Origin of the sequence: Dyella koreensis (genome assembly GCF_044904565.1) — a bacterium.
In the GTDB taxonomy this organism is placed as follows: domain Bacteria; phylum Pseudomonadota; class Gammaproteobacteria; order Xanthomonadales; family Rhodanobacteraceae; genus Dyella_D; species Dyella_D koreensis.
Genome location: NZ_JADIKD010000010.1, coordinates 419,602 through 431,050 on the forward strand (window position 1 = coordinate 419,602; position 11,449 = coordinate 431,050).

General features: G+C 62.1%; 10 protein-coding genes. 4 read left to right on the forward strand and 6 right to left on the reverse strand.

All coding sequences use genetic code 11. The features are described 5' to 3' along the window. Positions 1-95: 95 nt before the first annotated feature. Positions 96-842, reverse strand: a complete 747-nt coding sequence (locus tag ISS97_RS11460) for a 3-oxoacyl-ACP reductase family protein (RefSeq protein WP_379986556.1) — start codon at positions 840-842, stop codon at positions 96-98. Positions 843-856: 14 nt separating this feature from the next. Continuing rightward, positions 857-1,270 carry an organic hydroperoxide resistance protein gene (locus tag ISS97_RS11465; protein ID WP_379986555.1) on the reverse strand — a complete coding sequence of 138 codons (414 nt, stop codon included), beginning with the start codon at positions 1,268-1,270 and terminating at the stop codon, positions 857-859. Between the two features lie 257 nt (positions 1,271-1,527). Between ISS97_RS11465 and ISS97_RS11470 the strand changes: the two genes are divergently transcribed. The 3 genes from ISS97_RS11470 to ISS97_RS11480 are packed head-to-tail and all read left to right on the forward strand — an operon-like array spanning position 1,528 to position 5,964. After that, complete coding sequence (locus ISS97_RS11470; protein ID WP_379986554.1) at positions 1,528-4,884, forward strand: PAS domain-containing protein; 3,357 nt, start codon at positions 1,528-1,530, stop codon at positions 4,882-4,884. Next, positions 4,884-5,255, forward strand: coding sequence for a response regulator transcription factor (locus ISS97_RS11475; protein WP_379986553.1), 372 nt, complete (start codon positions 4,884-4,886; stop codon positions 5,253-5,255). The genes ISS97_RS11470 and ISS97_RS11475 overlap by 1 nt, the downstream gene beginning before the upstream one ends. Before the next feature lie 31 nt (positions 5,256-5,286). Next, a complete protein-coding gene (locus tag ISS97_RS11480; RefSeq protein ID WP_379986552.1) occupies positions 5,287-5,964 on the forward strand; it encodes a response regulator transcription factor in 678 nt (225 codons plus the stop codon). A gap of 20 nt (positions 5,965-5,984) precedes the next feature. Here the strand turns inward: ISS97_RS11480 and ISS97_RS11485 are convergent, their stop codons facing one another. Beyond that, on the reverse strand, positions 5,985-6,647 hold the full coding sequence (locus ISS97_RS11485) for a class I SAM-dependent methyltransferase (protein ID WP_379986551.1): 663 nt from the start codon (positions 6,645-6,647) through the stop codon (positions 5,985-5,987). Positions 6,648-6,991: 344 nt separating this feature from the next. Between ISS97_RS11485 and ISS97_RS11490 the strand changes: the two genes are divergently transcribed. After that, positions 6,992-7,261, forward strand: a complete 270-nt coding sequence (locus tag ISS97_RS11490; protein WP_379986550.1) for a hypothetical protein — start codon at positions 6,992-6,994, stop codon at positions 7,259-7,261. A 36-nt stretch (positions 7,262-7,297) separates the two neighbouring features. On the opposite strand, the gene ISS97_RS11495 is transcribed toward ISS97_RS11490, so the two are convergent. The 3 genes from ISS97_RS11495 to ISS97_RS11505 form a co-directional block, all read right to left on the reverse strand. Then, complete coding sequence (locus ISS97_RS11495; RefSeq protein WP_379986549.1) at positions 7,298-10,192, reverse strand: ATP-binding protein; 2,895 nt, start codon at positions 10,190-10,192, stop codon at positions 7,298-7,300. A 106-nt stretch (positions 10,193-10,298) separates the two neighbouring features. Then, complete coding sequence (locus tag ISS97_RS11500; protein ID WP_379986548.1) at positions 10,299-10,715, reverse strand: organic hydroperoxide resistance protein; 417 nt, start codon at positions 10,713-10,715, stop codon at positions 10,299-10,301. 138 nt (positions 10,716-10,853) lie between these two features. Further along, positions 10,854-11,348: a hypothetical protein gene (locus ISS97_RS11505; RefSeq protein WP_379986547.1), complete on the reverse strand. Its 495-nt coding sequence runs from the start codon at positions 11,346-11,348 to the stop codon at positions 10,854-10,856. Positions 11,349-11,449 lie beyond the last annotated feature (101 nt).

Sequence of the window (11,449 nt, forward strand, 5' to 3'; positions counted from 1 at the left end):
ATTCCGCGGCGCGCCGATGAGAACAGACGAATGCAACGACGGCGATTGCACGATGGTGTCGGTCGATACCTTGGTGCTAATCGTCCCGTTGGAACTCAGGCGAGATAGCCGCCATCGATGGTCAATGCCGCACCTGTAACGAATGCCGCTTCCGGACGGGCCAGATAGGCCACCAGACCGGCCACTTCATCACTGGTCCCCAGGCGGTCCACCGCCAGCAAGGGGCGCACCAACTCGCGAACTACCTCGCTGTTGGTCATGTCGGTTTCGGTGGGGCCGGGCTGTACCGCATTGACGGTAATGCCGCGTGGCCCGAGATCACGCGCCATGCCGCGGGTAAGGCCGGCTACCGCCGCCTTGCTCATGCAATACGCAGACGAGCCGGCGAACCCTGCCCGCTCCGCCGCAACACTGCCAACAGTAATGATGCGGCCGCCCTTCCCCATATGGACAAGCACTGCCTGCGTGGCCACGAACACGGCCCGTACGTTCACGGCCAGGACCCGGTCGAAGTCAGATAGCGGGTAGCTGTCCACCAGGCCATGGCTGAGGATGCCGGCATTGTTGACGAGGATATCCAGACGTCCAAACGCCTGCGCCGCTTGGGCTACTGCTCGTTCGATCTGCGTGGGGTCAGCGCTGTCCGCTTTGATCGCGAATGCCTTTCCGCCGTTCGCTTCGACGCTCGCCGCAAGCTCCGCGGCCGGCCCGTCCGACGATTGATAGGTAAAGGCCACTGCGGCGCCGTCGTCGGCGAGGCGCCGGACAACAGCCGCGCCGATGCCGCGGGAGCCTCCGGTAACGAGGGCACATTTGCCGGCCAGTGCTTTCGAGTCGGTCATGGTCAAGCCCCCTGTCAAACCAGGTTGAGAGTGATCTGCACGTTGCCGCGAGTCGCCTTGGAGTACGGGCAGGTCTGGTGTGCCGCTTCGATCACCGCACGAGCCGTGTCGTGATCCAGGCCAGGCAAGCTGACGTTGAGGCGCGCCTGGAGGAAGTAGTCCTCACCCGTGAGGCAGAGATCGATCTCGGCGTCGATGGCGCGTTCGGCTGGCAACTTCACTTCCATCCGACGGGCGGCGATGTTCATTGCGCCATCGAAGCAAGCCGACCAGCCCGCCGCGAACAACTGTTCGGGATTGGTGCCCTTGCCAGAGCCAGGAAGCGCGTGATGGATATCCAGCAGGCCATCGCTGCTGCGGGAGGTACCGCCATCGCGATTGCCGGTGGTGTGAACCTTGGCGGTATACAGAACCTTTTCAGGAGTCATGGCTTGGGTCCTTGCATTTGATCGTTGTATGCGTATTCCGGGGCTCGGAATGCCGAGTGATCAAAACAGGCCGGGACCAGCGAAGCGATTGCACGTTGGTATCGATCGATACCTTTGGATAATGCGTAAAAAAATGGCTGTTCTCATCCCGTCTGAGCGACAACCCATAGATGAAGAAAACCGACACCAAAGTATGATGGGCGGGTGCCTATGATTGGTGCATGCTCGACTAACGGCGATCGCCGAGTGAGGCCGGTATGAAAATGGAGCTCGGCAGCGTCTTCGATGCGCTGCCTGGGTTGGTGTGGACCGCCCTTCCCGATGGGAGCGTCGATCACGTCAATCACGCTTGGCGCGAATACACGGGCCACCACAGCAACAGCCAATACGTACCAGGATGGGAGGCCATTGCGCATCCCGACGATCTGGCCAACCTGCTTCGCGCCTGGCAATTGGGACACGCATCGTGCTCACCGTTCGAAACGGATGCGCGGCTGAGACGCTTCGATGGTACGTACCATCGCTTTGTCTTGCGCATGCGCCCACTCGGGGACGGCGAAGGCAAGATCGTGAAATGGTGCGGCGTGGGCACGGATATTGATTCCTACACCCGAACCGATCGGCCTACGGATGTGCGTGATAGTGATTTGCGCGAGATCGTGGATAGCATCCCTGCGTTCATCGGACTGGCCTCGCCCTCTGGCGAGGGCGAGTACTTCAATCGATTCGCGCGGGAATACCTGGGCGCGACGCTCGATGATTTGACCGGCTCGAAAGCCGTGGACACCGTTCATCCCGAGGATCTCCCCGCAGCGGCGGAAGGCTGGAAGCGCGCGGTGGAATCTGGCGAGCCGTATGATTCCGTCCATCGCGTCCGTCGCGCCGACGGCATCTACCGTTGGTTCCAGGCGCGCGGCCTGCCGTTGCGCGGCAGCGACGGCAATATCGCTCGCTGGTTCCTCGTCGATGCCGACATCGAGGAACAGAAGCGCGGAGAGGCGTTACTGTCGGGCGAGAAGCAGCTGCTGGAAATGGTTGCGCGAGGTCAGCCGCGCACGGGCGTACTCGACGCCTTCTGCCGTCTGGTAGAAACCACGATCTCCGGTTGTCGCTGCAGTGTCATGCTGCTGGACCCCAGCGGCGCACGCATGGAACTCAGTGCGGGACCGAGCCTGCCCCCCAACTTCGTTTCGATCATTTCGGGTTGCGCTATCGGCACCGATATCGGGCCGTGCCCGATGGCCATCCGCCTTCGTGAGCAGGTGATAGCCCCCGATCTAGCGACGGAGACGCGCTGGACCACAACACGCTGGCCAGCCCTGGCCATGGCGCATGGCCTGTATTCCTGCTGGTCGACACCGGTCATCGCCGCATCCGGCGAGGTCCTTGGTGTCTTTGCGATCTACTACAACCATCCGAAGGCGCCAACGCCGCAGGACCTTGTGCTGATCGCTCAGCTCACGCACATCGCGAGCATCGCCATCGAACGTATGCGGTCGCAGCGATCCATTGAGCAGGCACTGGACGACGTGCTCGCCTCGGAAGACCGGCTGCGCAGCATCATCGATGCCGTACCGGGATTCGTGTGGAGCACGGCGCCCGATGGCAGCGTGGACTTTCTCAACCAGCGCTGGTGCGAATACACCGGCATGACCATGGAAGAAGCCAGCGGTTTCGGCTGGACATCGGCCGTGCATCCGGACGATGCGGTAGCGCTGGCCGCCTATTGGCAGGCACTTCTCGTGTCGGGCCAGCCGGGTGAATACGAAGCGCGGCTTCGTCGGCACGACGATGTCTACCGCTGGTTCCTTATCCGCGCTGTGCCGCAACGGGATGCTGCCGGCCGCGTAGTGAAATGGTACGGCGCGAACACCGATATTGAAGACCGCAAGCAGGCCGAAGCGCTTTTGGCAGGCGAGAAGAAACTGCTGGCCATGATGGCTGGGGGCACATCGCTGGCCTCGATACTGGATGAGGTCTGCCGCCTGATCGAAACGATCATGGATGGCGCCATGTGTAGCATCGTGTTGATCGATCCGCGACGCTCACAGCCATTGCGCGAAGAAGGTCCGCTGCTTTTCCTGCAGGCGGGTGCGTCGCCCAATGTCCCTCCTGAGCTGATGGGTCACGTGCTTGCCCGTGCCGCTGACGCGGATGCAGACCCAGTGGCCTGGAGCGCGCTCGCCGCGCAACCGATGATATCGCCCGATATCGCACGGGAAGCGCGTTGGAAAGCATGGCGTTCGGTAGCCATGTCGCACGGTATTCGGGCGAACTGGTCGGTGCCGATCACCTGTGTCAACGGCATGGTGGCCGGCATTCTTTCTATTCTGTATCGCGAAGTGCGGGAGCCCGAACCCACACATCAGGCCTTCATCGCACGGTTTACGCACCTGGCGCATATCGCCATCGAATGCGCACGCTGGGAGACCGCGCTCAGGCAGAGCGAAGCATTCCTGGCCAAGGCCCAACGCCTCAGCCTGACCGGCACGTTCTCCTGGCGCGTCAGCACCGACGAGATCACCTGGTCCGATGAAATCTATCGCATTGTCGAAGTCGATCCGGAAGAGACGCCAACGCTCGACGTGATGTACGCGCGTATCCACCCCGAAGATATGCCATCCGTGCAGGATGTCTTGAAGCGGCGACGGACCGATGGCCGGGACTTCGAACACGAGCACCGTCTATTGATGCCCGACGGTCGCGTGAAACATGTGCACCTCGTCGCCCATGCGACAAAAGACGAGGACGGCGGCCTGGAATACATTGCCGCGATGCAGGACATCACCCAGCGCAGGCAATCCGAAGAAGCCCTCGGCAAAGTGCGCTCTGAACTCACTCACGTGGCACGCGTAGCAAGCCTTGGTGCCCTGACGGCTTCCATTGCCCATGAGGTGAACCAGCCGCTTGCAGGCATCATCACCAACGCCAACACCTGCCTGCGCATGCTCGCGTCGGACCCGCCCAACGTCGACGGTGCACGCGAGACGGCCCGTCGCACCATTCGCGACGGCAACCGCGCATCCGAAGTGATTCAGCGCTTGCGGGCGCTGTTCACCAAGAAGGATCTCTCGGCGGAGCCGGTCGATCTCAACGAAGCCACACGCGAAGTGCTCGCCATGCTGCTCGGCGAACTTCAGCTCAACAGCGTGATGCTGCAAACCGAATATGCCGATGGCCTTCCGATGATCCGCGGCGACCGCGTGCAGCTGCAGCAAGTCATCGTCAACCTGATACTCAACGCCGCAGACGCCATGCATGCCATAACCGACCGGCCGCACCACCTTCACGTGAGTACATCGCTCGACGACCAAGGGCGCGCCTGCCTGGCCGTTCGCGACAATGGCATCGGCTTTGACACACAGGACACCGAGCGTTTGTTCCACGCGTTCTATACGACCAAGAGTACGGGCATGGGTATCGGCCTGTCGGTGAGCCGTTCCATTCTCGAACGCCATGGCGGCGAGCTGTGGGCGACGCCGAATGATGGACCCGGCGCCCGCTTCACCTTGGCCATCCCTGTCTGGTCCGAGACTACCGATGTGGTACTCGAACATGACTCGGCCTGGGCCGATACCTCTGTGCTTTCCGGCTGCGCCAAGGAAGCACGGTGATGGGTGATCAGCTGCTTATTTCGGTCGTCGATGACGACGAGTCGGTGCGCGAATCATTGCCGGACCTGCTGAGGGAGTTCGGCTTCATGGTGGCGGCCTTCAGTTCGGCGGAGGCGTTTCTCGCCTCCGGACAAGTGGATGCGACGCGCTGCCTGATCGTGGATATCGCCATGCCAGGGATGCGTGGACCGGAGCTGCAACAGGAGCTGCAACGGAGCGGCCGCGACATTCCGGTCATTTTCATCACCGCCCACGGCGATGCCGGCGATCGCCCACAGCTGATGCGCCACGGGGCCGTCGATTGCCTATTCAAACCCTTCAGCGAAGCCGCCCTGCTCCGGGCACTCAGCGCCGCATTCCCGGTCGCCTGACACCGAATCGACAGTACGAGGAAGCCATGGCATGTTGAACGCACATTCCCGCCACGCCAACGAATCTACCGCATTGGCCATGCCTGCCCCGACACCCGTCGTCTATGTGGTTGACGATGACCTCTCCGTGCGCGAGTCGCTGGAGTTGATGATTCATCACGCAGGCTGGCAACCCGTGCTGCTCGAATCCGCGCAGGCTTTTCTGTCGCAACCCGAGCCGCCGGGCCCCAGCTGCCTGCTTCTGGACGTCCATTTGCCCGACCTCAACGGCCTGGATTTACAGGCACGCATTGCCGGTAAGCGTCCCGGCATGCCGATCATCTTCATCACCGGCTATGGGGACGTACCACTCACGGTGCGCGCGATGAAGGCGGGCGCTGTCGAGGTGCTGACCAAGCCCTATGACAGCGAGGTGCTGCTGCGTGCGATCACCGACGCCATCGAAGCCAGCCGGTCCGCACTGGGACACGAGAGCCAGTTGCGTGCGCTGCGTGAAAGTTACGCCTCACTGACGCGACGGGAACAGGAAGTGCTGGCGATGGTGGTCACAGGGCGGCTCAACAAGCAGGTCGCCGCGGATCTCGGTATCAGCGAGATCACGGTAAAGGCTCATCGCGGCAGGGTCATGCGCAAGATGGGAGCGCGCTCGCTACCTGAGCTTGTGAAGATGGCCGACCTGCTTGGCCATGCCATGGCGCTGCCCGGGTAAGGCGGCACACCCCGGAACGGTCAAAGCATTGGCCAGCGCGCCTCGAACAAGGCCACCTTTCCTTCGACGCGGATGGTGACCTCGGCGAAATGCTCCTGCAAAGCCCGTTCCAGGCCGTTTCGCGTATCGTGGCGATTCCCAAAAATGCCCTTGCGGTTGTAGACGTCCATCAGCTTGCGGCCCATGCGATTGTGGCCGACTTCGTCACCGAGGATGGTGGCACCATAAAGCACACCGCTGGGCCGGAGTAGCGGCTTCAGGTGCGCGAACACGGCCGCTTTTTCGTCCATCGTGCCCGGTAGGCAGTGCAGCAGATAGAAGAGCGAGATCGCATCGAACGTGGCTTCCATGCCACTTGGCGGGGGCGTCATGACGTCGTGCTGGATCACCTTGGTGGAGGGGCGATTCAGACGCCGCTGCGCGGCTTGCAGGCTGGACAGATTGAGATCCATCAGCGTGACCAGCGCCGATGCGGGAAGGTCGGCCTTTGAAAAGTAGTAACCGGTGCCGACGCCTACATCCAGGTGATGGCGGCCGCTGTGCAGCCGAAAAAACGGCAGGAGCACGTCGCGTGTCGGGCATTCCCACGCGTAGTGATTGGAGATCCCCAACACCCACCAGTCATACAGTTTGAGAACCAGTGGGGAATAGATGCCCGCGCCTTTGCCGGTGTCGTTGCTCAATGGAGTATCCAGGGATCCAGGAAAATGGCGGCGAGTGAAGTTGCCGGATAGCGGCTCGCCGAATGGACATGTGCAGATGCGCCAGATATCACCAGCAGCTGGCGAAAGATGCCATTACACGAAGGTGTTGGCAAAGGGCGCGCTATATCGGCTGTCCCTGCGCATCATCGCTATACGACCGCCGCCCCCTTCAAGACCGATACCTTCGTTCGATAGCCCGGCAACGGCGTCTTCGCTTCAATGGCCTTGCGTTGCGCGGCCCTCCTCCATCCGGTAGCTCAAGCCATCGCTCGAGCCCATGGCCGTCGCTCCCCCTGTTGCAACCGCTGGGCCGAGGTCATGCCATGAACGCAGAACGTCCTTACCGAATGTCCGTCGTGCCATCGGCTCCGGTGGCATACAGGCCGGGCCGGCACATCCTCAACGCAGATGCTTTGGCAGTGATCAAGGCCGCGGCCAGGGTCGAGCCCGACATCGCCGCGATCATGTCCTGGTACCGCGATACGCCCATCGCCGGATTGGGCGACATGACGGCCGAGTCGCTGGTAAACAACGGACGTGTCAGCGATGTCCTGGCATTCCTTCGTGGCATTGAAGAGGAATACCGAAGATGACACTGCTCGCGCGTGCCGATGCGCGACAGTGCGATGTCATTTCTGCTTTTGAACAGCGGCCTGCCCGTCCTTCCAGAGTTGTGCCAGGTCGCGGCGATCCATGCTGTCGGCATCCGCCCATGCATTGGCGCGCCATGGCGCCAGCATATCCAGCGCAACGGAGGGCCGACCTTCCTCCAGCGACAGGCGAGCCAGATCCATGGTCGTGCGCAACTCCCACGCACGCGCGCCCTGGCTTCGGCTCAGGGCGAGCGATTCCTGCAGCATGGCTTCGAGGGAGGCACGCTCCTCATCGCCACGCGCTTTGAAGATGCCCGCTTTGACGCGCAGCAATTCGGGTAGCGCGAAGGCGTCGCCACTCATGCGGCAATGATCGATCGTGCCGTCCAGCAAACGATCCGCCTCGTTGTAACGACCGCTCAGGATCAGACCCTCAGCCAGTGCCAGCTCGAATGTCGTAGTGAGCAACTCGTAACGCATGCCATGCAGCCGTGCCAGGCTTTCTTCCAGCCAGCCAATGGCCTCGTCCGGTTGGCCTGCCCTGATGGCTATCGCCCCCCGCATACCCAATGAGGCGGCAATGTACGGCGCGAGCATGTTCGCCTCAGCAATCCTCGAGAAGGTTTGCAAACTGGCCTCTGCCCTTTCCAGATCGCCCAGCCAGATGTAGATGCCCAGTGTCCAGACCAATGCAATGCAATGCGTCACCGGATGATCCAGCGTGGCCGCTTCGCTCTCGACACGGATCGCCCACTGCCGCGCTTCGTCGGGGAAATCCAGCAGCCACAGCGTGCGGGCCAACGCCAGGCAGGTGCGGTTGCGATGGTCGAAGCCATAATGAATCGTATGGCTTCGGCGTGGCGGCAGGCTGTGCTTGAGCGACTTCTCCAGTTCGCTGCGCGCCAGTGCCTGATTGCCCAGCAAATGATGAGAAACGCCCGCGAGCGAGGCCGCCACCGAAATCGCTTCCGGCTCGCCGATGGCGTCACCCACGCCCATGGCCTGCTCCGCCCACGCCAGTGAAGAAGCGAAGTCGCCAATGCGCTCATAGAAGATCTGAAGACGCCCCAGAAGACGCAACTGGGACCAGTGATCGCCCAACGCCACGGCGATATCCATGGCACGCAGCAATGCGGCCTCAGCGGGACCGCTGTTGCCCCTGGTAAACATCAACACCAGCCCGAGCGCCGCCTGCAGCTCCATTTCGGCGGGCGTACCGAAATAGCCAAGCTCGAGCAATTCGACCGCCCGGCCGCACCAGGTGCGGCATTCCACCAGCAGGGAAAAATGCAGGAACAAGGGCGCGCTTGCCGCCGCGAGCGGGAGGGCCAGGCCGGGATCGCCCTGCGGGCCAAAGCTCCATTCCAACGCGCTGCGGATGTTGCCGAGCTGGCTCACGAGCCGTGTCGAGTTGTCGAATATCTCGTCGGGCGATGAGCCCAGGCTACCGAGCAGTTCCGTGTAGTACGCCGCATGGCGGAAGGCGACCGCATGCGCTTCGTCCTGTCCGCGCGAAGCCAGACATTCCTTGACATAGGCTCGCGTCATTTCAAGGAGCCGATAGGAATGGATGGCCTCGGAATGATCGAGCGCCACCAGCCCCTTCGCCGCAAGCTGATCCAGTACGGCTGCCGCGTTCATCTGATCGATCTGTGCATCAGAGACGACTTGCGAGGCCGCGTCCTGCGAGAACGGCCCCACGAAAACAGCCAGCCGGTCAAAGACAAGGCGCTCGATGGGCGACAGCAGGCCATAGCTCCAGTCGAGCATCGCACGCAGGGTCTGCTGCCGCGGCAGCGCTGTACGCCGGCCGGCCCAACCCAGCGAAAAACGTTTACCCAGCATGGTGTGGGTGGCCTGGATGCCATGCGTTGCCACGCGTCCGGCAGCGAGCTCGATAGGCAACGCCATGCCGTCCAGGCGGCGGCACATGTCCGCGATAAGGCGAACTTCGTCGGCAGTCGGCATCAACGAGGCATGGCCAGCCGATGCACGCTCGACAAAAAGCTTCACTGCCGGGAACGCAAGCAGGCTGTCTACGGAGTAATCACCAATCTCTGCCGGAAAACCCAACGGGTCGAGCCAGTGCACCTGTTCATGACGGGCTCTGAGCGGCTCTCTGCTGGTAGCCAACACTGCCGTTCCAGGCGCACCTTCCCGGATGCGCTCAACGATGCTCGAAACCGCCTCGACGAGATGCTCGCAGTTGTCGATAACGAACAGGACGTTGCGCGACTGCAGGTGCGCTAACAGCACAAAAACCGGGTCTTCCGCCTGCACTGGAATGCCGACTACACCTGCCAGGGCCGATGGCACAAGCAAGGGATCCTCGACCTGGGCCAGATCGACGAAGTGCACCCGCTCGTAGTTGCCGCCCGTTAGTTGATAGGCCGCTTCGACGGCCAGACTAGTCTTGCCCACGCCGCCGGCGCCGACGATGCTGAACAAACCTGGCAAAGCAAGACGATCGACGATCAGATGAATATCGTCATCGCGTCCGATCAGCCGCATGCGCGGCGGCAGGCCATTCACACGGCTTGCTTTGCCGGCAGCTGCCGGCAGAAAAGTGTCCACCGCCGGAGGCCGCCGTTCGACAGGGGCCACGAACGCGTAACCCACACCCACCTGGGTGCTGATGTATCGGGCACCACCCTCCCCATCGCCCAGTGCACGGCGCAAGCCATTCATATGGAAGCGCAGACTGCCTTCCTCAACGACGGCATCAGGCCATACGCGCCGTAGCAATTCCCGTTTGGGAACGACCCGGCCGGGCTGTTCTACAAGCGCAATCAAGAGATCCAGCGCGCGGCCGCCGATGTCTATCGGCACGCCGTCCTTGGTCAGCAGACGCTTGGCGGGGACGATTTGGAACGGACCGACCGCAATGGCCACGTGACCCGAATCGTGCAGTTCGTCAGGGGCGGACTCCACGGGAATCGCTCTCTGGGATCGTGTGTGGCGTGGGGAACAACGGCGACCTTTCGGGGCCGAAATTTCTTACATCATAGGCGATCCCTGGCTATTCAAACCAGTTCGGTCAAACGAACCCGATGGCGATATCGATGTTGCCGCGCGTCGCCTTCGAATAAGGACAGTTCTGATGAGCCGCATCGATCAGCAGTTGAGCCATGTCGGGATCCAGCTTGGGCAGGGATACCGTCAGCCGGGCCTGAAGAAAAAAGCCTTGTTCGCCGTGCCCCAGGTCCACCTCTGCCACCACCGACGCGTCGGCGGGAAAACCGATCTTGCGCGCATGTGCCGCGTGGCGAAGTGCGCCGATGAAGCAAGCCGACCAGCAAGCCGCAAAGAGCTGCTCGGGATTCGTGCCGGCGCCCGGCGCACCCGGTGGCGAGAGCTTGACGTCCAGGCGGCCGTCATCGCTGCGGGCCACGCCGTCACGGCCGCCCGTTGTGTAGGTCTTGCCGCTATGAAGAATCTTCCGGACCGTGATCATGGTTTTCCGTGGAGCTCAACTTGAGGTACTGCGATCCGGCACTGGCAGGTATTTTCCGCGTCCAGACGCGGCAGGCATTGGTACTCCTGCCGCCGAATAAAACCGGAGGGCGTATGTGCAGCTAGAGAGGATCGCCGCCTATAGCGCTGTAGCTTCGGCGGAGACGGCTTGAGTCAGGCGCATAGAGCGGGCGCCATTGACGTGGCTTAAGGCAAGCTTGCGAAGAAGACTTACGGACTCACTATCGGTATCGTCCGCAGTCACACAGGTATCGCTCCCCGATGCGTCACGAGCTTTTCCGGAAGCCGGAAGACCATGCTCGCCGCGCAGGTAGTCGGCCACCCGGAGACGCGCCAGTCCAAGCAACCAGGCGCGAAATGGCTGGCTCCGCTCATAGCTCGCGCGTTGCCGGTAGACCTCAACAAGGGTCTCCATGACCAATAGATTCAGATCAGCCTTGCGCTCTCGCAGCTGCCCCTCGAAAAACGCGAAGAGCAGCGGCGTCGTCGCCTGAAACAACAGTTGAAACGATCGGCTATCGCTCTTTGCATCGGCGCTCAACCAGGCGCATAACTCCTCATTGGACACGCGCCCTGCCGTTTCAAAGCAAGCACCGTGATACCCATCACGCATGATTCCACCCTCCGGCCACAGCCATCGCCGCCGCCCATCTGGCCACCTTGTCCGGAGACGCGCAGCCAGTGGCCCTTGCTGTTTTGGCTAGCCTGAAGACC

Excerpts from the sequence above, each read along its gene's own strand:
- ISS97_RS11460 (WP_379986556.1), bottom strand. The coding sequence starts at position 842 with ATGACCGACTCGAAAGCACTGGCCGGCAAATGTGCCCTCGTTACCGGA.
- ISS97_RS11505 (WP_379986547.1), bottom strand. The coding sequence starts at position 11,348 with ATGCGTGATGGGTATCACGGTGCTTGCTTTGAAACGGCAGGGCGCGTG.
- ISS97_RS11500 (WP_379986548.1), bottom strand. The coding sequence starts at position 10,715 with ATGATCACGGTCCGGAAGATTCTTCATAGCGGCAAGACCTACACAACG.
- ISS97_RS11475 (WP_379986553.1), top strand. The coding sequence starts at position 4,884 with ATGGGTGATCAGCTGCTTATTTCGGTCGTCGATGACGACGAGTCGGTG.
- ISS97_RS11490 (WP_379986550.1), top strand. The coding sequence starts at position 6,992 with ATGAACGCAGAACGTCCTTACCGAATGTCCGTCGTGCCATCGGCTCCG.
- ISS97_RS11480 (WP_379986552.1), top strand. The coding sequence starts at position 5,287 with ATGTTGAACGCACATTCCCGCCACGCCAACGAATCTACCGCATTGGCC.
- ISS97_RS11465 (WP_379986555.1), bottom strand. The coding sequence starts at position 1,270 with ATGACTCCTGAAAAGGTTCTGTATACCGCCAAGGTTCACACCACCGGC.
- ISS97_RS11470 (WP_379986554.1), top strand. The coding sequence starts at position 1,528 with ATGAAAATGGAGCTCGGCAGCGTCTTCGATGCGCTGCCTGGGTTGGTG.